Genomic DNA, 24933 nt, shown 5'->3' with positions numbered 1-24933 from the left:
TAAGGGGGAATCTACTATGCGTGAAGCTGTTATTGTAGCAGGTGCAAGAACACCTATTGGAAAAGCAAAAAAAGGATCTTTAGCAACTATTCGTCCTGATGATCTTGGAGCATTAGTTGTGAAAGAGACATTACAAAGAGCAGGTTATGAAGGGGACATAGATGATTTAATTCTTGGCTGCGCTATGCCAGAAGCCGAACAAGGGATGAATATTGCGCGTAATATAGGAGCTCTTGCGGGGCTACCTGATACAACACCAGCTGTAACAGTTAATCGATTCTGTTCATCAGGTTTACAATCAATCGCTTATGCTGCAGAACGTATTATGCTTGGACATTCAAAGGCTATTATTGCAGGCGGTATTGAATCTATGAGTCTAGTACCAATGATGGGCAATGTGATTAGACCTAATGCGACTTTAGCGGAAACTGCCCCACAATATTATATGAGTATGGGGCATACAGCGGAAGAAGTAGCTAAGAAATATGATGTTAGTCGTGAGGATCAAGATGCCTTTTCTGTTCGTTCACATGAATTAGCCGCTAAAGCAATTCAAGAAGGTAAATTCGTCGATGAAATCGTGCCAGTGGAAGTCGTGCAACGATACGTAGATGCGGGGAATAATTTGCAAGAGAGAAAATTCACTTTTGAGATGGATGAAGGTGTACGTGTTGGTACATCTCAAGAAACACTTGCAAAATTACGCCCAGCGTTTTCAGTAACTGGAAGTGTAACAGCAGGAAATGCTTCACAAACTTCAGATGGTGCAGCAGCAGTACTTGTTATGGACCGTGAAGAGGCTGAAGCACAAGGATTAAAGCCGATGGCGAAATTTTTATCCTTTGCAGTAGGCGGAGTGCCTCCTGAGATTATGGGGATTGGCCCAACAGTTGCTGTACCGAAGGCGCTGAAAATTGCTGGCCTATCTATCGAAGATATTGACCTATGGGAAATTAACGAAGCCTTTGCTTCACAGTCAATCCAAGTGGTGCGTGAACTGGGTATCGACCTTGAAAAAGTTAATGTTAATGGTGGTGCAATTGCATTAGGGCATCCGCTTGGTGCTACAGGTTCCATCCTAACACTGAAATTAATTCATGAATTAAAACGTCAAGGTAAAAAGTACGGTGTAGTAACAATGTGTATCGGTGGCGGTATGGGAGCTGCTGGCGTATTTGAAATTCTATAAATAACACACAAAAGGGGAGCGATTATTATGACAGAGAAATTAGCGAATATCATTAGAGGCGGTAGCTTTTTAACTGAAGATGTAGAACTTGATCGTGTATTTACGCCAGAAGATTTCACTGAAGAGCATAAAATGATTGCGAAAACGACTGAGGACTATGTGCAAAATGAAGTATTACCAGTCGTTGAAAACTTAGAAAATCATGAGTTTGATCATTCTGTACGATTATTGAAAAAAGCTGGTGAACTTGGTCTTTTGGCTGCAGATGTACCTGAAGAATATGAAGGGCTAGGCTTAGACAAAGTAACATCAGCAATAATTGCTGAGAAGATGTCAGTAGCTGGCGGATTCTCTATTACACACGGTGCACATGTTGGAATTGGTTCATTACCTATCGTATTATTTGGTAATGAAGAGCAAAAACAACAGTACTTACCTAAGCTTGCATCTGGAGAGCTAATTGCAGCTTATGCATTAACAGAGCCAGGTTCTGGGTCGGATGCATTAGGTGCTAAAACAGTAGCCAAATTAAATGTAGAAGGCACACATTATGTATTAAACGGTGAAAAACAATGGATTACAAACGCTGGTTTTGCTGATGTATTCGTCGTATATGCAAAAATTGATGGCGATAAATTCTCAGCATTCATAGTAGAACGCAACTATCCAGGTGTTTCTGTCGGAGCTGAAGAAAAGAAAATGGGGATTAAATCTTCTTCAACTCGCACACTAATTTTAGAAGATGTAAAAGTACCAGTTGAAAACCTACTTGGTGAAGTAGGGCGCGGTCACATTATTGCATTTAACATTTTGAACATTGGTCGTTACAAATTAGGTGTTGGCTCAATTGGTGGATCAAAGCGTGCTCTTGAATTAGCGATTTCGTATACAAACCAACGTCAACAATTTAATACACCTATTTCATCTTTCAATTTAACGAAAGAAAAACTATCAACAATGGCTTCAAAGTTATATGCTACTGAAAGTTTAATCTACCGTACAGTAGGATACTTTGAAGATCGTATGGGCCAATTAAGTGAAGAAGAACAAAAAGACGGTAAAGCGATTGCAGCATCAATTGCAGAATATGCTATTGAATGTTCTATCAATAAAGTTTTTGGTACTGAAACACTTGACTATATCGCAGACGAAGCAGTGCAATTACATGGTGGATATGGTTTCATGCAAGAGTATGAAGTAGAGCGCATTTACCGTGACTCACGTATTAACCGAATTTTCGAAGGAACAAACGAAATTAACCGTTTCATTATACCTGGCACATTTTTGAAAAAAGCAATGAAAGGTGAGTTACCTTTATTGCAACAAGCGCAGAGCCTACAACAAGAGCTATTAATGCTAATGCCTGAAGAAATTAGTGATGAGCCATTAGCACAAGAAAAGTATCTTGTGAAAAATTCGAAAAAAATCGCTCTATTAGCAGCTGGTCTTGCAGCACAAAAATATGGCCCAAAATTAGATGTCGAACAAGAATTACTAGTGAACATTGCGAATATCGCTAACCAATTATTTGCAATGGAATCTACTGTATTACGTACAGAAAAAGCTATTGCTCGAGATGGCTTAGATAAAGCAAGTCAAAAATTACTATATACTCAAATCTTCTGCCAAGAAGCATTTGAAGAAATCGAAAAAGAAGCAAAAGAAACAATCATCACAGCTGTAGATGGAGACAATGCTCGTATGATGTTATCTGCGCTTCGCAAACTTACTCGTAACAATCCTTATAATGTCATTGCGAAGAAACGTGAAGCATCAGTTAAACTAATTGCTGCTGAGAAATTTGTTGTCTAAAATAAGCTAGTTGAGAATCCGAACACATCTTTTGTGTTCGGATTTCTTGCTTGTATACTATACTCCCACTACAATAGAATTAAATAGTTTGGAAAAAGGAGCATGTATATGTCTATTTTATTCATTCAATATCCAAAATGTACAACTTGTCGTAAAGCAAAAGCATGGTTAGACGAAAATGAGGTAAACTATACCGATAAGCACATCGTTGAAGAAACACCTTCTAAAGAGGAATTAAAACAGTATCTAGATGCTAGTGGTTTACCATTGAAGAAGTTTTTTAATACTTCAGGGATGAAGTATAGAGAGCTACAATTGAAAGATCGACTGGCTGATATGTCGGAAGATGAGCAATTAGAATTGCTTGCTTCGGATGGTATGTTAATCAAGCGTCCAATCGTTACAGACGGTAAAAAAGTGACGTTAGGATTTAAAGAATCAGACTTTGAACAGACATGGAAATAACACAGACATATGCTTGTTTTTACAATGGAAATATGTCAAACTTAAAGTGAAGATAATTACATATTTGGAGGGGTATTCATGAGCACACCAAAAGACTTACGCTATTCTGAAGAACATGAATGGGTAAAAACTGAAGACGGAAAAGTACGTATCGGTATTACACATTTCGCACAATCTGAACTAGGCGATATCGTTTTCGTTGAACTCCCACAAGTTGGCGACGAATTAGTAGCAGACGAGCCATTCGGCAGTGTTGAATCTGTAAAAACAGTATCTGAACTTTACGCACCGATTTCTGGTAAAGTTGTTGAAATTAACGAAGAGCTTGAAGATAGCCCAGAGTTCGTTAACGAATCTCCATACGATAAAGCATGGATGGTTGTAGTTGAACCAGCAGATAACGCTCAAGTTGATGCATTATTAACTGCAGAACAATACGAAGCAATTATCGAAGAATAAGATCTAAAAACGCCGTGCATTTGCTCGGCGTTTTTTTAAACTTGGTGAACGGCAAAAAGTATTTGTTAGGAGGGTATATATGACTTTTAACAAACTGATTATCGTAGAAGGGCGCCAAGATAAGTTGCGAATTGCGCCAATATTAGCAGAGAACATTCCGATAATATGTACGAATGGAACAGTTAGTGCAAGCCGATTAGAAGAGATTTTGGCACCATATGATGACTGCGAAATGTATGCATTTTTTGATGCTGACTCATCGGGTGATAAGCTCCGTGCTCTTTTTAAAAGAGAGTTTCCAAATGCTCGTCATCTACACACCTCCTCTACTTATAAACAAGTAGAAGCTACTCCTAGAAGACATTTAGCTAGAATATTATTGGCGGCAAATTTTACAGTTCATAAAGAATATCTAATAGTATAGGAATGAAGAAGATGGAAGAATGGTCACGTGAACAATGGGAAGAAACTATGAAAACCTCCTCGCTTTCGGCTTTTTATTTGTATACACCATTATGTGGTACATGTGCAGTTGCGTCGAAAATGATGGAAGTAGTAGAGCATGTCGTTAGCGATATTCCTATTGGTAAAGCGAACTTGAATTATATACAAGATGTAGCGTTTGATTATGAAGTAGAAAGTGTTCCATGCTTGATTATTTCGAAAAATGGGAAAGTTCATGATAAAATCTATGCCTTTCAATCAGTACCTTTTTTGTTTGAAAAATTACGTCAAAACGATTGACGTTGAAGCAATAGCGTGATAAAGTAGCAAACATAACTAATTAAATATAGTCGTTACTCTTATTTAGAGAGGTGGAGGGAAGTGCCCAATGAAGCCCGGCAACCGTCATATTTATATGGCACGGTGCCAAATCACACAAAGTATTTACTTTGGAAGATGAGAGAACGGTTTTACGTATATAGCTTTGCGTTGAACCCTTCTGTTAATCTGCAGAAGGGTTTTTTTAGTTTCTAAGAGATGCCAGTATAAAGTGCATACTTTTTAGTTTTAAAATAAAGGTGGTATGACAGTGATTCAGTTAGAAAATGTAATGAAAAAATATAAAACTGCTAACGGAGAGTTAACCGCTGTCAAAAATGTGAATTTATCTGTTGAAAACGGAGAAATATTCGGCATTATTGGATACAGCGGAGCGGGTAAGAGTACGCTCATTCGTTTATTAAATGGTTTGGAGCAACCGACAACCGGTAAAGTAGTTGTGAATGGTCAGGAAGTTTCGTCGATTAAAGGAAGTGCATTACGTAATGCACGTCAAAAAATCAGTATGATCTTCCAACATTTCAATTTACTTTGGTCACGTACTGTTGAAGAAAATATTGCATTTCCATTAGAAATTGCAGGTTTATCTAAGGCGGAACGTCAGAAAAAGGTATTAGAACTTATTGAATTGGTAGGTTTAAAAGGCAGAGAAAAGGCATATCCTTCTCAATTATCAGGTGGTCAAAAGCAACGTGTAGGTATTGCTAGAGCACTGGCAAATAACCCAGAAGTACTGCTTTGTGATGAAGCTACTTCAGCACTTGATCCTGAAACTACGGATTCAATATTAGATTTACTAGTCGATATCAATGAAAAATTAGGCTTAACAATCGTACTTATCACACATGAGATGCATGTCATTCGTAAAATTTGTCATCGCGTGGCGGTAATGGAAGCTGGACAAGTTGTTGAAAATGGTGATGTCCTAGAAGTATTCCAATCACCACAAGCAGACGTTACAAAACGATTTGTTTCTCAAATTACTGATACGAATGAACGTAAAGAATCAATTGAACAAATTATTGAAAACTACCCATCAGGAACACTTGTAAAATTAATGTTTGTAGGCTCTTCAACTGGCCAGCCAGTTATTTCACATTTAAGTCGTGAACTTAATTTAGACGTGAATATTGTCCATGGTAATATTTCGCAAACGAAAAGTGGACCATATGGCACGCTGATTATTCAGTTAGATGGCAACAATGATAATGTACAAAAAGCAGTCGCATATATGAACGAACATGGAGTAAAAACGGAGGTGATCGAAAATGCTTAATGATCTCTTCCCGAATGTACAATGGGACAGAATGTGGGAAGCAACATTTGAAACACTGTATATGACAGGTGTTGCTACAGTTTTCACATTTGTCATTGGTTTAGCTTTAGGTATATTACTGTTTTTGACAAGCCCTCAGCAATTATGGGCAAATAAATTAGTAAGTTGGTTAACAGGTTCGATCGTGAATATTTTCCGTTCGATTCCATTCATTATTTTAGTGATTCTATTAATACCATTTACGAAACTATTATTAGGCTCAATTCGAGGTCCCAATGCCGCATTACCAGCATTAATTATTGGAGCAGCACCATTCTACGCCCGTATGGTTTTAATTGCGTTAAAAGAAATTGATAAAGGTGTCATCGAAGCGGCACGTTCAATGGGTGCAAAAACTTCTACGATTATCGGTAAAGTGTTAATCCCAGAATCATTACCCGCATTAGTTTCGGGTATTACTGTAACAGCTATCGCACTTGTTGGTTACACAGCAATGGCAGGTGTTATTGGGGCAGGCGGACTAGGGACATTAGCGTTTTTAGACGGTTTCCAAAGAAGTCAAAGTGATGTAACTTTTGTTGCAACAATCCTTATTTTAGTAGTAGTATTTGTTATTCAATTCGTCGGCGACCTTATTACGGCGAAGATTGATAAAAGATAATTTGAGCTTATACGGTATAACCATTCACATATAACTAAACAGTAAAAAGGAGCGTTAAGAACATGAAGAAACTTGTAGCAGGAATCCTTACGGGAGTATTAGCCCTAAGCTTAGCAGCTTGTGGTAAATCCGAAGAGAAATTAGTAATCGGTGCAGCTAATACTCCGCATGCTGAAATTTTAGAAAAAGCAGAGCCATTACTTGAAAAAGAAGGTATCAAGCTGAAAATCGAAAGGTATCAAGATTTTGTTTTACCGAACAAAGATCTGGCGAATAAGGATTTAGACGCCAACTTTTTCCAACACGTCCCTTACTTGGAACTTCAAAATAAGCAAAATGGATATGATTTTGTAAATGTTGGTGGAGTGCACGTCGAGCCAATCGGTATCTATTCTAAAAAATATAAAAAACTCGAAGATCTTCCAGAAGGCGCAACAATTCTTCTGAGTAACTCAGTTTCAGACCATGGTCGTATGTTATCTCTACTTGAAGCAAAAGGACTTATCACGTTAAAAGAAGGCGTTGATAAAACTGCAGCTGAAATTAAGGATATCACTAAGAACCCAAAAAACTTAAAATTCGATGCAAACACTGCTCCTGAAATGCTTGTACAAATGTATAAAAACGATGAAGGTGACGCAGTATTAATCAACTCTAACTTCGCTATTGATGCAGGTATAAGCCCAGGAAAAGATGCAATTGCATTAGAAGATAAAGAATCAGATTACGTTAATGTGATTGTTGTTCGTAAAGAAGATGAGAATAACGAAAAGATTAAAAAATTAGTTAAAGTGCTTCATTCAAAAGAAATCCAAGACTATATATTAAAAGAATGGAACGGGGATATTGTTCCTGTATCTGAATAAGAAACAAATGAAACACCCAAGCTTAATAAGCTTGGGTGTTTTTATATATTTATAAGTTAAGTAACAATTTTTAGGTAATTATGCTACGTAAATATTGTAAGCCTTAGAATGACTTGATTAACACAATCTAATTAAAATAATCAGAAAATACTTAATATTCCGGATTATTAATATGCTATTCACTTTAATAAGTGGGTGTGATAGAGTGTGCATATACTTTTAGAAAAGACATATGTATTTATCAGGAGGACATTTTATGAAAATCAAGTTTGGTTTACTCCCACGAATTATTGTCGCGATTATATTGGCGGCTTTACTAGGGACTATTATGCCGAAAGATGGCGTTCGTATATTCGCAACCTTCAATGGTATATTCGGGAATTTCTTAAATTTCATCGTACCGTTATTAATCGTCGCATTTATTGCGCCGGGAATTGCACAATTAGGTAAAGGGTCTGGAAAACTGTTAGGGTTAGCTACTTTCTTTGCTTATTTTTCTACATTAATTGCTGGATTCTTTGCATTCTTTGTTGCTTCAAATGTTTTACCTAATTTAATTTCAACTTCGGGTAGTGAGCAATTTGCTAACCCAGAGAAATTTTTAGCGAAATCATTCGTAGTAATCGATATGCCGCCATTGATGGACGTTATGACGGCTCTATTATTAGCCTTCATCCTAGGGATTGGAATGGCATCTATCAATAGTGAATTTATGAAAAAGTTCTTTGATGAGTTTAATTTGATTATTGATAAAGTAATTTCGAAAGTTATTATTCCTTTATTACCTATTCATATTTTCGGTATTTTCTTAAATATGACTTTTGCTGGTCAAGTGGCAAAAATTCTATCAGTTTTTGCATTAGTATTTTTATTAATTATTTTAATGCATTTATGTATCTTGATAATACAATATGTAGTGGCAGGCGCTATTAATAAGAAAAACCCGTTCTACTTATTGAAGACGATGGCACCGGCATACTTCACAGCTCTTGGTACACAATCATCAGCTGCGACGATTCCGATTACATTAAAACAAGCACGTAAGGCAGGTGCTTCTGAGAGAGTAACAGGTTTCACTGTCCCACTATTTGCAACAATTCACTTATCAGGTAGTACAATTACATTAACAACATGTTCAATTGCTGTAATGATGTTGAATAATCATGCGTATTCATTAACTGAAATGATACCTTTCATTTTCATGTTAGGTATTGTAATGGTTGCAGCACCAGGTGTACCGGGTGGTGCAGTAATGGCTGCGACAGGAATTCTTCAATCAATGTTAGGTTTTGATGAAACTATGGTGGCGTTAATGATAGCTCTTTATCTCGCGCAAGATAGTTTTGGTACAGCTACAAACGTAACAGGTGACGGTGCACTTTCAATGATCGTTGACCGCTTCAGTAAAAAAGAAATTTCATAATGTTAATTTAGCATTCTATATTGATCGGGAAAACAGTGCATTTCATATTTGAAATGCACTGTTTTTATGCGCTTGGGTGGGAAAGTGACAATGTTGTGGAAACTGCTGAAAAATGAATTGATTTTTAGGGGATATAAGTATAACTAAATTACAATGAACGTACAAATTTAGAAAAGAGATTTAATTTACTTGGTATATGGAAGATTACTGCACTCAAGAATCGAGTACACTGGAGCCACCTTTTTTTTATAAGCAATAGCAATTTGTTTTATTTCAATAAATATTAAGGAGGAATAAAATGGAAATCGGATTAATCGGAGATAGTTTAACTGAAGGGCGTCCCGGAGTATCATTCTTTAACATTTTAAAAAGTAAATATCCGGATATTACATTTGTTAATCTTGGCAAACCAGGAGAATCGACTAAAAGTTTGTTTACTCGTCTAACTAAAACTACATTAGATACTGATTATGATCTTTCCTTTCTTTGGATTGGAGTAAATGATGTTTATTCAAAATTGTTGAGCGTTCAAGCACAGCCAGTGGCAAAAGATCACGAGGAGATCGAAGAATATTATAGAAAAGTTTTAGAGTTCGTTTTAGCATCTGCTAATAAAGTAATTGTTGTTACTCCAGCATTAGTAGGTGAAAATGTTACAAGTACTTCTAATAAAGAGATTAAGGAATTATCTGTCCTAATTGAATCCATTAGTAGTGAACATGAAAATGTCAGTTGTCTTAATTTGCGATCTGTATTTGAGGGGTACCTTGATAAAGTCGATAGTTCGGATTACATCAGTACGAAAGTGATGAGAGTTATGAAGGATGTTCTACTATATAAAAAACTGTCTAGAATTGATGCATTATCAGAAAAACGAGGACTTCATTTTACTTTGGAAGGGATTCATTTAAATAGTAAAGGTGCTCAAATTGTAGCGGACGCTTATTCATTTTTGATAGATCAATTTATAATTGACGAAAAAGAGGTACGCGATGGAGAACCTTATGAGGTCTAAAGAAATTGTCCATGCAAACGATGTTTACTTTACTGCTATGAATTTAAAAAAGCTCGCCACTTGAACATGACGATCAGCTTAATAGCGTTTTCTGTGCACTTTGTGTATTTGATTCTTCATCATCTTCCATCATCTCAAAAATATTGTTTATAGTAGACTGTAATAGTTACATATTCAGTTGATTGGAGCGGAGAGCGGCGACTCCAGCGGGAAAAGCGGATAGTCGAGACCCTGGACTGAGAGTAGCGAAGGAAGCGGCTCGGCCCCGCCCGCGGAAAGCGTCCGCACGCAGCGGAAATCAACGGTCTTACGGATTCTTCGAGTTTGAATATAGTATGAACGGCAGTGATTTTACTGCCGTTTTTGTATATAAAAAATATTATTAATGAGCAATTGGTAGTTCTAACTACCAAGTTAGGAAGAAGCAAAAAAGAACGCTTTTAAAAGTGTTCTGAATATGTAAATCATAATCCTTTGTATTATTTAAATTGAGTCAACAAAGAGAAGAAATTATTTACAAAGCTTAAGAAAACTTGTTCAGAAGGAGCTAAATCACGATTAGTAGGAGAAATAATACCGACCGTTCTTGTAAACTCTGGTGAAACTAGTGGTAACTTTACAGTACGTCTAGGCGTAGAGTCATAAAAGGCACTTTCAGGTAACAAGCTTATGCCGATTCCTGCAGCAACTAAACCTTTTAAAGCATCCATATCTTCACCCTCTGAAGTTATTTTTGGTGTGAAACCAACAGATTTACAAGCTTCAACGGCTACTTTATTGAGAATATAACCTTCGGGGAAAAGAACAAAATCTTCATTCCGCAAATCAGATAAATGAATGGATTCCTTTTGGGCTAAAGAATGAGTAGCAGGTAATAAGGCTGCAATATTCTCTGTAAATAAGATGGTCGTATTGATGGCATCGTCTTTTTGTGGAAGTGGGCCAAGGAACGCTAGGTTTAGTTCTCTGTTTTTCACTGCATTTATTAGATATCGGTAAGAGCCTTGGCGCAGATGGAATGATACATTTGGGTGCTCCTTTTTAAATGCTGAAATAACAGTTGGCAACAAGAAGCTTGCTAAGCTCGTAGGAAAACCGATTTTGATCGTTCCTTTTTCTGGATCTAGGTATTCGTCGATTTGTTTTTTTGCAAAATCGATTGCTTGTAGGGCTGCAATGCTATGTTCGAGAAATATTTTACCAATTGGCGTCAGTTTGACATTTCGCCCAACCCGCTCAAACAGCTTTGTGCCGAGTTCTTCTTCTAAATTAGATATTTGGCGACTTATCGCAGATTGAGCAACGTGTAAGTTTTCAGCAGCTTCGGAAATATGTTCAAGCTCCGCAACCGCGACGAAATAGCGTAATTGGCGTAGTTCCATCGTATGTCATCTCCCATTCATCTAATTTATAGATTAATAATATATAAATTATATATTGTTTATATCAATTTGAAAAACTAAAATAAATTTAAGTCACTTTTTAAGTGAAGAGGGAGGGATTTACATGACATTTCATCAACTTCCAACAGCACAGGGATTATACTCCCCACAATTTGAGCATGATGCCTGTGGTATTGGTTTATATGCTCATCTAAAAGGTAAAGCCACTCATGACATCGTAATGAAGGGGTTAGAAATGCTGTGCCGTTTGGATCATCGTGCAGGGCGAGGTAGTGACGGCAAAACAGGTGATGGGGCCGGATTAATGGTCCAAATTCCAGATGCATTTTTCAGAGCGATTTGTACTGAGTGGACTTTACCTGAACAAGGACGCTACGGTGTCGGGATGTTATTTTTCACTCAAGATCTTACTGAACGACAAGATATAGAGAATAAGATGAATGAATTGATTGCTGAGGAAGGCCAAGAGTTAATAGGCTGGAGAACAGTACCAATCAACATAAACCCTTTAAGTGACACTGCTAAGGAAACAGCACCAGTTGTACGCCAAGTGTTTATTAAAGCGGCTAATGTCAGTGATTCCCTCGCCTTCGAGCGTAAGTTGTATCTAGTTCGTAAGCAAACTGAGCACTGGGCAACAAAAAATGACAAGAAGTTTTATTGTGCAAGTTTTTCGAGCCAAACAATGGTTTTCAAAGGATTGCTGACACCTCAAGAAGTGGACGAATTTTACATGGATTTGCAAGATGAGCGGTTTGCATCAGCATTTTCATTAGTTCACTCACGTTATAGCACGAACACATTCCCGAGCTGGGAGCGTGCACATCCGAATCGCTACATTATTCACAACGGGGAAATTAATACATTACGTGGCAATATTAACTGGATGAAAGCACGTGAACAACAATTTGTCTCAGAAGCATTTGGGGATGATTTAGAAAAGCTTCTACCGATTGTTGACCAGAGCGGTAGTGATTCGTCAATGCTCGATAACGCTTTTGAGTTTTTCGTTTTAGCAGGACGTACGCCGGCACATACAGCAATGATGATGATACCGGAACCTTGGACTGAGAATCCGCATATTTCAGAAGAGAAAAAAGCGTTTTATGCGTACCATAGCTGTTTAATGGAACCTTGGGATGGGCCAACAGCGATTTGCTTTACTGATGGTAAGCAAATAGGTGCGATTTTGGATCGTAACGGTTTACGACCAGCACGCTATTATGTCACAAAGGACGACTACATCATTTTCTCATCAGAAGTTGGTGTAGTTGATATAGAGGAAGAAAATATCGCATACAAAGAACGTTTAAGCCCGGGGAAAATGTTGCTTGTTGATTTAGAACAAGGACGGATTATTTCAGATGAAGAGTTAAAATCAGATATGGCAGGGGAAAAGCCATATACACAATGGTTAGAAGAAAACCTTGTGACTGTGAAGACGAAAGAAGATCAACCAGAGGACATGATGGATTTACTGTTCCGTCAAAAGGTCAATGGTTACACTTATGAAGATATTCACAAATATATCGTACCAATGGTAGCTGAGGGGAAAGACCCCCTTGGCTCAATGGGGAATGATACACCGCTAGCGGTATTATCAGATCGTCCACAATCATTATTTAATTATTTTAAACAGCTTTTTGCACAAGTGACAAATCCACCAATCGATTCGATTCGTGAGCATATTGTGACGTCTACAATGACGGTTTTAGGGGCAGAAGGTGACTTGCTACATCCAACAGAAAAAAATAGCCGTCGTATTTTCTTAGAAACTCCGGTTCTTACAAACAGTCAATTACAGCAATTAATAGTAAATGATAATGAAAATTTCAAAAGTGCATTATTGCATCTTGATTTTTCAGAAGAATTAGAAAACGGGTTGGCTAGACTGACAAAAGATGCTGATAAAGCGATTGCTAAAGGTGCTCAACTACTCGTGTTATCAGACCGTCTTTTACATGCAGAAACACCGACTATACCAGTGTTACTAGCTGCTAGCTGTTTACATCAGTATTTGGTGAAAACAGGAAATCGTACAAAGGTAAGCATTATTGTAGAATCTGCTGAAGTACGTGAAGTGCATCACTTTGCAACTTTAATCGGCTACGGGGTAGATGCGATTAATCCGTATTTAGCATTTGCTTCAATTTATCAAGCGATTAAAGATGGTCATCTGTCACAAACATATGATGAGGCTGTTGCCAAATATGCAAAAGCGATTTCAGATGGTGTTGTTAAAGTTATGTCTAAAATGGGCATTTCAACTGTTCAAAGTTACCGCGGTGCTCAAGTTTTTGAAGCGGTGGGTATTAGTAAAGACGTTATTGCTAAATATTTCACAGGAACAGCTTCTCAATTAAGTGGTATTGATTTAGAAACAATTGGTAAAGAAGCACTTCGAAAGCATGCTGAAGCAGTTCACTCTACTGAGCAAGTGTTGCAATCGGGCAGTGATTTCCAGTGGAGAAGCAATGGTGAGCATCATGCCTTTAATCCGAAAACAATCCATACATTGCAATGGGCAGCACGTAAAGGGGATATCGGTCTTTATAGACAATATGCTGAAATGGCAAATGAAGAGCGAATTGGTTTCTTGCGTAATTTATTTGCGTTTAAAAAAGCACAACGTCGTATTCCTATAGAAGAGGTAGAATCTGTTGCATCAATAGTAAAACGCTTTAAAACAGGTGCCATGTCATTTGGGTCATTAAGTCAGGAAGCACATGAAACATTAGCTATTGCGATGAACAGATTGGGCGGTAGAAGTAACAGTGGTGAAGGTGGGGAACACCCGAGCCGTTACGAAATAGATGCTAATGGGGATAATCGTAGAAGTGCAATTAAACAAATTGCTTCAGGTCGTTTTGGTGTGAAAAGCCATTACTTAGTGAATGCAGATGAATTGCAAATTAAAATGGCACAAGGGGCAAAGCCTGGTGAGGGCGGACAGTTACCTGGCAACAAAGTATACCCATGGGTAGCTGATGTTCGTGGTTCAACTACAGGTGTAGGGTTAATCTCACCTCCACCGCATCATGATATTTACTCTATTGAAGATATGGCTGAATTGATTCATGATTTGAAAAATGCTAATCGTCATGCACGTATTAGTGTGAAACTTGTTTCAAAAGCTGGGGTTGGTACCATTGCCGCTGGTGTTGCGAAAGGTGCGGCTGACGTAATAGTTGTTAGTGGATATGACGGTGGTACAGGTGCTTCACCAAAAACGAGCATTAAGCATACCGGATTACCATGGGAGCTTGGTCTTGCAGAGGCGCATCAAACGCTGATGTTAAATGGTCTACGTGATCGCGTCATTTTAGAAACCGATGGTAAGTTGATGACAGGTAAAGACGTCGTGATGGCGGCTTTACTCGGAGCTGAAGAATATGGTTTTGCAACAGCTCCTTTAATCGTCCTAGGTTGTGTAATGATGAGAGCGTGTCATTTAGATACATGCCCAGTTGGGGTAGCTACTCAAAATCCTGAGTTAAGAGCGAAATTCATGGGAAATGCGGATCACGTCGTAAATTTCATGCAATTTGTTGCTGAAGAAGTACGAGAACATATGTCTATGCTCGGTTTCCGTTCAATGGATGAGATGATTGGACGCACAGATGTTTTAGAAATTAGTGATAGAGCTTTGAATCATTGGAAAGCAGGCCAATTAGATCTTTCAGCTTTATTGTATCAACCTAAAGGACCTCGTACTCAGCAAGTGATGCAAGATCATAAAATCGAGGAATCTCTTGATATGCGTGAAATTCTTAGTGCAGTTGAGGAAGCTATAATAGATGGAAGTCCTATAAAGCTGCATTATCCGATTAAAAACACAGACCGAGTTGTAGGAACAATTATCGGAAGTGAAATTTCGAAACGTTATGGTGAAAGAGGATTAAGTGACGATACAATTTCACTTCAATTCACAGGTTCAGCTGGGCAAAGTTTTGGTGCGTTTATTCCTAGAGGGATGTCTATGTCTGTAAATGGCGATGCGAATGATTACTTCGGTAAAGGGTTATCAGGAGGTAAAGTTGTCGTTTCTGCACCAATAAAAGGCAATGTTGAAAAAAATGTCATTTCCGGAAACGTTTGTTTATACGGTTCTACGAGTGGTAAAGCATTTATCAATGGCCGAGCAGGAGAACGTTTTGCAGTCCGTAATAGTGGAGCGGATATCGTTGTTGAAGGAATAGGAGATCATGGTTGTGAGTACATGACTGGAGGCCATGTTGTTATTTTAGGTGATGTAGGTAAGAACTTTGGTGCTGGTATGTCTGGTGGTATTGCATATGTTTTAGTAGAAGATGAAAAATCTTTCAAAGAAAAGTGCAACATGGAAATGATAGGATTTGAAGATTTAGAGAATGAGGAAGAAATTAAATTTGTCCGTGCATTAATTGAAGAACACATCTTAAACACAGATAGTTCAAAGGCCAAAACAATCTTAACTGATTGGACGCAGTCTGTTGCTAGATTTATAAAAGTTGTTCCTGCAGACTACAAGAAAATGATTGATCGTATTAGTGATTTCAAGGCTGAAGGTTTATCTGCAGATGATGCAGCGATGAAAGCATTTTTAGCTACTTCTAAAAAAAAGGAAGTAGTGCTTTCCAATAAATAATCGAGGAGGGGTTCTAGATGGGGAAACCAACTGGGTTTATGGAATATAGTCGAGAAAAAGCAAAAGAACAACCACCACTAGAGCGCATTAAGAATTGGAAAGAATATGCTTCAAGATTAACCGATGAAGCTCTTCAAATCCAAGGTGCTAGATGTATGGATTGTGGGACACCTTTTTGTCATATGGGAATTGAGATTCGCGGTACGGCTGCAGGTTGTCCGATTAATAATGTCATCCCCGAGTGGAATGACTTAGTGTACAAAGGTAAATGGAAGGAAGCGTTAGAACGTTTATTGCTTACAAATAACTTCCCGGAATTCACAGGGCGTATTTGCCCAGCACCTTGTGAAGGTTCTTGTACATTAGCAATTACAGACCCTGCAGTTGCAATTAAAAGCATTGAACGTACTATTATAGATAAAGGATTCGAAAATGGCTGGATTCAACCACGTATGCCTAAACTGCGTACTGGTAAAAAAATTGCAATCATTGGTTCAGGACCAGCAGGACTTGCTGCAGCGGATCAATTAAACCAATCAGGGCACTCGGTTACTATTTACGAGCGAGCTGACCGAGCGGGTGGCTTGCTTATGTACGGAATTCCGAATATGAAACTCGAAAAAGACGTTGTAGAACGCCGAATTCAATTATTAATGGAAGAAGGCATAGAGTTTGTCTTAAATACAGAAGTAGGTAAGGATATTACGGCCGAACAGTTAAAGGCCGAATATGACGCAATCATCTTGTGTACTGGTGCAACTAAACAACGTGCTCTTCATATGGAAGGAAGCGATTCAGAAGGGGTTCATTTAGCAATGGACTATTTAACTTCAACATCTAAGAGTTTACTAGATTCTAATTTTGCAGATGGTAAATATATAAATACAAAAGGTAAGGATGTCATTGTTATTGGAGGTGGTGATACCGGGGCTGACTGTGTAGCTACAGCAATTCGTCAAAATTGCAATAGCGTCGTACAATTCGGTAAACATCCTCAGTTGCCGGTCAATCGTGCTGCCGATAATTTATGGCCAACGGATCCTCATATTTATAAATTAGATTATGCCTATGCTGAAACGGATGAAAAGTATGGTAAAGACCCGAGAGAATATTGCATCCAAACAAAGAAAATTGTGGCGGATAAAAAAGGTCATGTGAAAGAATTACACACAATCCAAATGAATAAAGTTATTAATGATGAAGGTTACGCTTATTTTGAAGAAGTACCTGGTACTGAGAAGGTATGGCCCGCACAACATGTGTTCGTTGCAATCGGTTTTGAAGGTGTGGAGCACGCTTTGCCAGAACAATTTGGTGTTAAAGTAACGAATAACAAAATTGCGTCAGTCGGGAAAAAATATGCTACTAATGTAGATGGTGTTTTTACCGCAGGTGATGCACGTAAAGGGCAAAGTCTAATTGTATGGGCGATTAAAGAAGGTCGTGGTGTAGCAGAAAGTGTTAATGCATTTTTAACAGAATACGCCGCTTTATAATTTGAGAATGTCCAAAAAAGCCTGTTCAGCAGGCTTTTTTTTATGCGAAAAATAGCGATGTATCGGATTAAAATTAGTCAGTAAACAATAATATGTGTCGAATGAAAATATTAAAAAAACATAAATTCACAGAAAACTAAGGTTATCACTATACTGAGAGTGAAATCGATTCTCAATTAGAGTATCTGTATTGAAAATGAATTGATTTTTTAGAAATAGCAAAGAATTGCTAGAATACTTGATATAAAGCTAGTGGACATCTACTGTTTAAAGGGGAAGTGAGAATAATTTTCAAAAGATTTGCAAGCCACTTCTTTTTAAGTTAAGATTAGAATGATATTAAATTAGAAATGGGAAACCATTCATTGAACTTTAAATGGAGGTAATGAAATGTCAACATTAGTAATCACAGATCTTCATGTCGAAATTGACGGAAAAGAGATTTTAAAGGGTGTAAATTTAACACTTAATACAAACGAAATCCATGCAATCATGGGTCCAAACGGTACGGGTAAATCTACTTTAGCTTCTGCTATTATGGGTCACCCAAAATATGAAGTAACTTCAGGTTCAATCATGCTAGATGGTGAAGACGTACTTGAAATGGAAGTAGACGAACGCGCTAAAGCAGGTCTTTTCCTTGGTATGCAATACCCATCAGAAATTTCTGGTGTAACAAACGCTGACTTCTTACGTTCTGCTATTAACGCACGTCGTGAAGAAGGTGACGAAATTTCACTGATGAAATTCATCCGTGAATTAGATAAAAAAATGGAATTCCTTGAAATGGATTTAGATATGGCTCAACGCTACTTAAACGAAGGTTTCTCTGGCGGTGAGAAAAAACGTAATGAAATTCTACAATTAATGATGATCAAACCTAAATTTGCTATTTTAGATGAAATTGACTCTGGTCTTGATATTGATGCATTAAAAGTTGTTTCTAAAGGAATCAACGAAATGCGCGGCGAAGGCTTTGGCTGCTTAATGATCACTCACTACCAACGTCTACTTAACTACATCACTCCAGATAAAGTACACGTTATGATGCAAGGTAAAGTTGTAAAATCTGGTGGAGCTGAATTAGCTCATAAACTTGAAGCTGAAGGTTATGACTGGATTAAACAAGAATTAGGCATTGAAGACGAAGAAACTGCTGAACAAGAAGCATAAGAAGGGGGACGAGCAGAATGACGGTTGAAACAAAATTGGCGGTAACCGCTCAAGACGTACGCTCCTTCTCTGAAGCGAACAATGAACCAAGCTGGTTAACTGAGCTTCGTGAAAGTGCACTAGCGAACGTAGAAACGCTACCATTGCCAAAACCAGATAAAACTAATATTACAAAATGGAATTTCACAGAATTCCCAGCACATGTTGTAGAAAGTACAACATATGCATCACTAGATGAACTTCCTGAAGAAGTGAAGTCAATTGTAGATGTTGAAAACCAACATAACATCTATATCCAACACAATAATACACCTGCATATTTGGAGCTATCAGAAGAGCTAAAAGCACAAGGTGTTATTATGACTGATATTATCACTGCAAGTCGCGAACATAGTGACCTAGTGAAAAAATATTATATGACAGAAGGCGTAAAAGCTGATGCTCACAAATTAGCTGCATTACATGCTGCATTGCTAAACGGTGGTGTCTTCGTTTATGTTCCAAAAAACGTCATCATTGAAGAACCTCTTCAAGTTGTGTTCTTACATGACAATGCAGAGGCTTCATTATTCAATCATGTATTAATTGTTGCTGAAGCAAACAGTTCAGTTACATATGTGGAAAATTATCTTTCTACTGTTGACGAAGCTGCTGGACAAGCAAACATTATTGCAGAAGTTATCGTAAATGATAATGCAAAAGTGATTTTCGGAGCGGTAGATGTACTTGCTAAAGGTTTAACAACTTATGTTAACCGTCGCGGTATTTTACACCGTGATGCAACTATTGAATGGGCTGCAGGCTTAATGAATGACTGCGATACAATCTCAGAAAATATTTCACATTTAATCGGTGACGGGTCAAATGCTGATAGTAAATCAGTAGTTGTTGGTCGCGGAAATCAAAGTCAAAACTTCACAACTGAAGTTCGTCATTGGGGTAAAGCATCTACTGGTTACATCCTTACACACGGTGTTATGAAAGATTCTTCTCGTGCTATTTTCAATGGCATTGGCAAAATCGAACACGGCGCTACTAAAGCAGATGCCGTTCAAGAATCACGTGTGTTAATGTTTAGCGAGGATGCTCGTGGTGACGCTAACCCAATTCTATTAATCGAAGAAGACGATGTAACTGCTGGACACGCAGCTTCTGTTGGACGCGTTGACCCAATTCAATTGTATTACTTAATGAGTCGCGGTATTGCGAAAAAAGAAGCTGAACGTTTAGTTATTCACGGATTCCTTGCGCCAGTTGTAAACAAATTGCCTATCGAGGGTGTTAAAAAGCAACTGACGGAGGTTATCGAAAGGAAAGTTCGCTAATGATCAAAGATGACATTCGAAGCTATTTCCCGATATTAAATCAAGAAATTAACGGGCACCCGCTTGTTTATCTTGATAGTGCTGCAACTTCTCAAAAGCCGATTCAAGTAATTGAAGCAATCAAAAATTATTACGAATTTGAAAATTCAAATGTCCACCGTGGTGTTCATACACTTGGGAACAGAGCAACAGATTCTTATGAAGGTGCTCGTGAAAAAATTCGTAAATTTATCAATGCAAACTCGACTGAAGAAATCATCTTCACAAGAGGTACTACAACTGCATTAAATATAGTTGCACAAAGTTATGGTCGTACACATGTAGGTGAAGGCGATGAAATCGTCATCACTTATATGGAACACCATTCTAACTTAATCCCTTGGCAACAACTTGCTAAGGAAAAAGGTGCGACATTAAAATATATCGATTTAGAGTCTGATGGTACTTTATCATTAGAAAAAGTGCGTGCAACAATTACTGACAAAACAAAAATTGTCTCAATGGCATACGCTTCAAATGTCTTAGGTACGATCAACCCAATCAAAGAGATTACTGCAATTGCTCATGAGCATGGTGCTGTAATGGTCGTTGATGGGGCACAAGGTGTACCGCATTTTAAAACAGATGTGCAAGATTTAGATTGTGATTTCTTAGCATTCTCTGGGCACAAAATGTGCGGGCCAACTGGTATTGGTGTATTATATGGTAAAAAAGCGCTTCTCGAAAACATGGAGCCAGTTGAATTTGGTGGCGAAATGATCGATTTTGTAGGTCTTCATGAATCTACATGGAAGGAGCTACCTTGGAAATTTGAAGGTGGTACTCCAATCATTGCTGGAGCTATTGGATTAGGTGCGGCTATTGATTTCCTTCAAGAAATCGGCATGGACACGATTGAAAAACACGAACATGATTTATCGCGTTATGCTATTGACCATATGCAAACAATTAAAGGTTTATCAATTTATGGGCCACAAGATCCTGCAAAACGTTCAGGTCTTGTAACATTTAATTTAGATGATGTACATCCACATGATGTAGCAACTGTTCTAGATATGAATGGTATTGCTGTACGTGCTGGACATCATTGTGCACAGCCTCTGATGAAATGGTTACAATGTACTGCAACTGCACGTGCTAGCTTCTATATTTATAACAATGAGGAAGATATTGACCGTCTTGTTGCAGGGTTGCGCACTGCGAAGGAGTATTTTGCTGATGTCTTTGAATAATTTAGATCAACTTTACCGTTCAGTTATTATGGATCACTATAAAAAGCCAAGAAACAAAGGGGCTCTAGAAGGTAGTAATGTCACTATCGATATGAACAACCCTACTTGTGGCGACCGTATCCGTTTAACTTTACAAGTAAATAATGGCATCGTTGAGGATGCTAAATTTGATGGAGAAGGTTGTTCCATCTCAATGTCTTCTGCTTCCATGATGACTCAAACAGTCAAAGGGAAAACAGTTGAGGAAGCTCAAAACCTTGCACATATTTTCTCTGATATGATGCTTGGAAAAGAATATGACGATTCAATCGATTTAGGTGATGTAGAAGCACTTTCAGGTGTTTCTAAATTCCCAGCTCGTATTAAATGTGCAACTTTAGCTTGGAAAGCGATGGAAAAAGGCGTACAAAACGAATCTGAAAATAAGTAAATAATTTATTAATGAACTCTGAACGGAGGAGAAACGATGGCTAAAAAAATGCCTGAAATTGGCGATTACAAGTATGGATTCCATGACAAGGACGTATCTATTTTCCGTTCAAAACGTGGATTAACTGCTGATATCGTTAAAGAAATTTCTAAAATGAAAAACGAGCCTCAATGGATGTTAGATTTCCGTCTAAAATCACTTGAGATTTTCTATGAAAAACCAATGCCTCAATGGGGTGGCGATCTTTCTGAGTTAAACTTCGATGAGATTACGTATTATGTAAAACCTTCAGAAGCAACTCAAAAATCTTGGGATGAAGTACCAGCTGAAATCAAAGAAACATTTGATAAGCTTGGTATTCCTGAAGCAGAACAAAAATACCTTGCAGGTGTTTCTGCACAATATGAATCTGAAGTTGTTTACCATAACATGAAGGAAGAACTTGAAGACATGGGCGTTGTGTTTAAAGACACAGACTCAGCACTTCGAGAAAACGAAGAACTTTTCAGAGAGTACTTCGGTAAAACAATTCCACCACAAGACAACAAATTCTCTGCATTAAACTCAGCAGTATGGTCTGGTGGTTCGTTCATCTATGTACCAAAAGGTGTGAAACTTGAAACACCTCTACAAGCGTACTTCCGTATTAACTCTGAAAACATGGGTCAATTCGAACGTACATTGATTATTGTTGATGAAGGTGCAAGTGTACACTATGTTGAAGGATGTACAGCTCCAGTTTATACAACAAGCTCTCTACACAGTGCTGTTGTAGAAATCATCATCAAAAAAGACGCATATTGCCGTTATACGACGATTCAAAACTGGGCTAACAATGTTTATAACCTAGTAACGAAACGTGCGGTATGTGATGCTAATGCTACAATGGAATGGATTGATGGTAACATCGGTTCTAAATTAACAATGAAATACCCAGCATGTATCCTTAAAGGTGAAGGTGCTCGTGGTATGACATTATCAATTGCCATTGCAGGTCGCGGACAAAACCAAGATACTGGTGCGAAAATGATTCACTTAGCACCAAACACATCTTCTACAATCGTATCTAAATCTATTTCTAAACATGGTGGTAACGTAACATATCGCGGTATTGTACGTTTTGGTAAAAAAGCAATCAACGCTCGTGCAAATATCGAATGTGATACATTAATCATGGATAACGAATCGACTTCTGATACAATTCCATACAACGAAGTAATGAATGATCAAATCTCTTTAGAGCATGAAGCAAAAGTTTCAAAAGTATCTGAAGAGCAATTATTCTACTTAATGAGTCGTGGTGTTTCTGAGCAAGAAGCTACAGAAATGATCGTAATGGGCTTCATTGAGCCGTTCACTAAGGAACTTCCAATGGAATATGCAGTAGAAATGAATAGACTTATCAAGTTCGAAATGGAAGGCTCTATCGGTTAATCAGAGCTAACTTTTAAGCTTCGGTAACTCAATTTGGATTTTCAAATTGATGCCGAAGCTTTTTTTCATACAATTAGAATGATTATTGCACAAGAAGGTAAGAGTGAATCTGTTCTAACACAGTAGAATGTTATGCTATCATAAACTAAACGTCTGTTAATGAGGGGATATGAGATGATACATATTGGTTTAACTGGATGGGGAGATCATCCAGATCTATATAGTCCGTTGTCTACAGCTCGTGATAAGTTATTTGATTACAGTGGACACTTTCCTGTTGTTGAAGTAGATACGTCATTTTATTCTATTCCGTCTGAAACTAATGTGAGAAAGTGGATTGCAGAAGTACCGGATCATTTTCAGTTTGTTGTAAAAGCTTATCAAGGCATGACAGGTCATTTGAGGCAGGATAATCCTTATGAAACTAAGGAAGATATGTTTGAGGCATTTAAAGACGCGATTATACCTTTTCAACAAGCAGGAAAGCTTGCTATGATTTTAGTACAGTTTCCGCCTTGGTTTGACTGTCAAACAAAAAATGTTACTTATATTCGCTATGTGAAGCAACAATTAAAGAATTTTCCTGTAGCGATTGAGTTTCGAAATCGCACTTGGTATAGCGAAAAATTCATGGATGGTACTTTGAATTTCTTACGTCAAGAGGGTCTAATACATACAGTTTGTGATGAGCCACAGGCAGGAGAAGGTTCAGTTCCACTAGTACCAAAAGCGACAAATGAACGTGTCCTTGTTCGGATTCATGGTCGTAATGTGCATGGTTGGCGCAATCCAGGAAATAATGAAGAATGGCGTAAAATTCGTTTCTTGTATAACTATAATGAAGAAGAATTAAAGGGATTACAAAAACATATTGTAGCGTTACAACAGCAGGCAAAAGATGTGTTTGTGTTGTTTAATAATAATTCAGGAAATGATGCGGCAAAAAATGCAAAACAACTACAAAAAATGCTGGGCGTACAATATGAAGGATTATCTCCGAAACAATTAGATTTTTTTGAAGGAGAATAGTAATGGAATATATTTTAATTGCTGTAATTGGGTTATGTTCAGGGTTAATTGGCGCTTTAGTAGGTTTAGGCGGGGGTGTGATATTAGTACCAGCAACACTTTTCGTAGGGCTCACACTCGGTTTAATCCCGGATATAACACCACAAAAAGTAGTAGGTCTATCTGTAGTTATGATGATTTTCACTGGATTAGCATCTACATTATCTTATATGAAATCGAAAACAGTTGACTATAAAAGTGGCGTAATTTTCTTTGCTGGGAGTGTACCTGGGACGATTTTTGGTGCTTGGGCGAATAAAGGATTAGATTTGCCATCATTCAATTTATATTTTGGTATTTTATTAATTATATTAGCGACAATTTTAATTGTGAAAGATAAATTGAAACCAGTTAAATGGTTTGTTGAAAATGGGCAGAAGCGAACTTTTGTCGACCAAGAAGGTAAAAGTTTTGTTTATGGCTATCCTATTTGGTTTGCATTGTTATTAACTTTTGCAATTGGCTTTGCTTCAGGGTTATTTGGAATTGGTGGAGGATCAATGATTGTTCCTGCAATGATATTATTATTTTTATTCCCTCCCCATGTGGCTGTGGCAACATCCATGTTCATGGTGTTTTTATCATCTATCGTTAACTCAGCTAGCCATATTTATTTAGGAAACGTTCCCTGGTTGTATACGATTCCTGTCATTCCAGGGGCTTATATAGGGGCGAAATTTGGAGCAGCACTTAATAAGCGTATTAAATCAGATACATTAGTGCTCTTTTTACGAATAATTTTATTACTTCTCGGAATTCGTTCAATCATAGATGGACTAATCTGAATGTAAAGAGG

General features: G+C 37.7%; 21 protein-coding genes and 1 riboswitch. Of the genes, 20 read left to right on the top strand and 1 reads right to left on the bottom strand.

The features are described from left to right. The first annotated feature begins 16 nt into the window (after positions 1 to 16). The 11 genes from AMD00_RS19285 to AMD00_RS19235 all read left to right on the top strand — a co-directional run bounded on the left by AMD00_RS19285 (position 17) and on the right by AMD00_RS19235 (position 9949). Entirely contained in the window at positions 17 to 1189 is a 1173-nt protein-coding gene (locus AMD00_RS19285; RefSeq protein WP_053418655.1) for an acetyl-CoA C-acetyltransferase, read from the top strand. 27 nt (positions 1190 to 1216) lie between these two features. Next, on the top strand, positions 1217 to 3001 hold the full coding sequence (locus tag AMD00_RS19280) for an acyl-CoA dehydrogenase family protein (RefSeq protein ID WP_053418654.1): 1785 nt from the start codon (positions 1217 to 1219) through the stop codon (positions 2999 to 3001). Between the two features lie 108 nt (positions 3002 to 3109). Further along, positions 3110 to 3466 (top strand): arsenate reductase family protein, encoded by a 357-nt coding sequence (locus tag AMD00_RS19275; protein WP_053418653.1) that lies wholly within the window; start codon positions 3110 to 3112, stop codon positions 3464 to 3466. A 78-nt stretch (positions 3467 to 3544) separates the two neighbouring features. Beyond that, the gene (gene gcvH / locus AMD00_RS19270) at positions 3545 to 3925 is read left to right on the top strand and encodes a glycine cleavage system protein GcvH (protein ID WP_053418652.1); all 381 of its coding nucleotides are present in this window, start codon (positions 3545 to 3547) and stop codon (positions 3923 to 3925) included. A gap of 79 nt (positions 3926 to 4004) precedes the next feature. Next, positions 4005 to 4349: a toprim domain-containing protein gene (locus AMD00_RS19265; protein WP_053418651.1), complete on the top strand. Its 345-nt coding sequence runs from the start codon at positions 4005 to 4007 to the stop codon at positions 4347 to 4349. A 2-nt stretch (positions 4350 to 4351) separates the two neighbouring features. Then, on the top strand, positions 4352 to 4669 hold the full coding sequence (locus AMD00_RS19260; protein WP_407701130.1) for a thioredoxin family protein: 318 nt from the start codon (positions 4352 to 4354) through the stop codon (positions 4667 to 4669). A 56-nt stretch (positions 4670 to 4725) separates the two neighbouring features. Then, positions 4726 to 4832: riboswitch (SAM riboswitch) on the top strand. Positions 4833 to 4958: 126 nt separating this feature from the next. Continuing rightward, entirely contained in the window at positions 4959 to 5984 is a 1026-nt protein-coding gene (locus AMD00_RS19255; RefSeq protein WP_053418649.1) for a methionine ABC transporter ATP-binding protein, read from the top strand. Next, complete coding sequence (locus AMD00_RS19250) at positions 5977 to 6645, top strand: methionine ABC transporter permease (RefSeq protein WP_053418648.1); 669 nt, start codon at positions 5977 to 5979, stop codon at positions 6643 to 6645. Before AMD00_RS19255 ends, AMD00_RS19250 begins: the two co-directional genes overlap by 8 nt. 62 nt (positions 6646 to 6707) lie before the next feature. Continuing rightward, the gene (locus AMD00_RS19245) at positions 6708 to 7511 is read left to right on the top strand and encodes a MetQ/NlpA family ABC transporter substrate-binding protein (RefSeq protein ID WP_053418647.1); all 804 of its coding nucleotides are present in this window, start codon (positions 6708 to 6710) and stop codon (positions 7509 to 7511) included. Positions 7512 to 7767: 256 nt separating this feature from the next. Beyond that, positions 7768 to 8934 (top strand): dicarboxylate/amino acid:cation symporter, encoded by a 1167-nt coding sequence (locus tag AMD00_RS19240; RefSeq protein WP_053418646.1) that lies wholly within the window; start codon positions 7768 to 7770, stop codon positions 8932 to 8934. 298 nt (positions 8935 to 9232) lie between these two features. Beyond that, on the top strand, positions 9233 to 9949 hold the full coding sequence (locus AMD00_RS19235; RefSeq protein ID WP_053418645.1) for an SGNH/GDSL hydrolase family protein: 717 nt from the start codon (positions 9233 to 9235) through the stop codon (positions 9947 to 9949). Between the two features lie 479 nt (positions 9950 to 10428). Here the strand turns inward: AMD00_RS19235 and AMD00_RS19230 are convergent, their stop codons facing one another. Then, positions 10429 to 11331 carry a LysR family transcriptional regulator gene (locus tag AMD00_RS19230; protein WP_053418644.1) on the bottom strand — a complete coding sequence of 301 codons (903 nt, stop codon included), beginning with the start codon at positions 11329 to 11331 and terminating at the stop codon, positions 10429 to 10431. 124 nt (positions 11332 to 11455) lie between these two features. On the opposite strand from AMD00_RS19230, the gene gltB reads away from it, so the two are divergent. The 9 genes from gltB (at position 11456) to AMD00_RS19185 (ending at position 24922) form a co-directional block, all read left to right on the top strand. Continuing rightward, entirely contained in the window at positions 11456 to 15979 is a 4524-nt protein-coding gene (gene gltB / locus AMD00_RS19225; protein ID WP_053418643.1) for a glutamate synthase large subunit, read from the top strand. Positions 15980 to 15996: 17 nt separating this feature from the next. Next, on the top strand, positions 15997 to 17475 hold the full coding sequence (locus AMD00_RS19220) for a glutamate synthase subunit beta (protein WP_053418642.1): 1479 nt from the start codon (positions 15997 to 15999) through the stop codon (positions 17473 to 17475). A gap of 390 nt (positions 17476 to 17865) precedes the next feature. Then, positions 17866 to 18648 carry a Fe-S cluster assembly ATPase SufC gene (gene sufC, locus AMD00_RS19215; RefSeq protein WP_053418641.1) on the top strand — a complete coding sequence of 261 codons (783 nt, stop codon included), beginning with the start codon at positions 17866 to 17868 and terminating at the stop codon, positions 18646 to 18648. Between the two features lie 17 nt (positions 18649 to 18665). Continuing rightward, on the top strand, positions 18666 to 19973 hold the full coding sequence (gene sufD, locus AMD00_RS19210; RefSeq protein ID WP_053418640.1) for a Fe-S cluster assembly protein SufD: 1308 nt from the start codon (positions 18666 to 18668) through the stop codon (positions 19971 to 19973). Beyond that, positions 19973 to 21205 carry a cysteine desulfurase gene (locus AMD00_RS19205; RefSeq protein WP_053418639.1) on the top strand — a complete coding sequence of 411 codons (1233 nt, stop codon included), beginning with the start codon at positions 19973 to 19975 and terminating at the stop codon, positions 21203 to 21205. Before sufD ends, AMD00_RS19205 begins: the two co-directional genes overlap by 1 nt. Next, on the top strand, positions 21192 to 21635 hold the full coding sequence (sufU, locus tag AMD00_RS19200) for a Fe-S cluster assembly sulfur transfer protein SufU (RefSeq protein ID WP_038188609.1): 444 nt from the start codon (positions 21192 to 21194) through the stop codon (positions 21633 to 21635). Before AMD00_RS19205 ends, sufU begins: the two co-directional genes overlap by 14 nt. 36 nt (positions 21636 to 21671) lie before the next feature. Beyond that, positions 21672 to 23069, top strand: coding sequence for a Fe-S cluster assembly protein SufB (gene sufB / locus AMD00_RS19195; protein WP_038188606.1), 1398 nt, complete (start codon positions 21672 to 21674; stop codon positions 23067 to 23069). Positions 23070 to 23243: 174 nt separating this feature from the next. Beyond that, positions 23244 to 24098, top strand: a complete 855-nt coding sequence (locus AMD00_RS19190) for a DUF72 domain-containing protein (RefSeq protein ID WP_053418638.1) — start codon at positions 23244 to 23246, stop codon at positions 24096 to 24098. Between the two features lie 2 nt (positions 24099 to 24100). Continuing rightward, positions 24101 to 24922, top strand: a complete 822-nt coding sequence (locus AMD00_RS19185; RefSeq protein WP_053418637.1) for a sulfite exporter TauE/SafE family protein — start codon at positions 24101 to 24103, stop codon at positions 24920 to 24922. The last annotated feature ends 11 nt before the right edge of the window (positions 24923 to 24933 follow it).

It is taken from the genome of Viridibacillus arvi (assembly GCF_001274945.1).
GTDB classification, from domain to species: domain Bacteria; phylum Bacillota; class Bacilli; order Bacillales_A; family Planococcaceae; genus Viridibacillus; species Viridibacillus arvi.
This window is presented reverse-complemented; position numbering and strand designations above follow the sequence as displayed.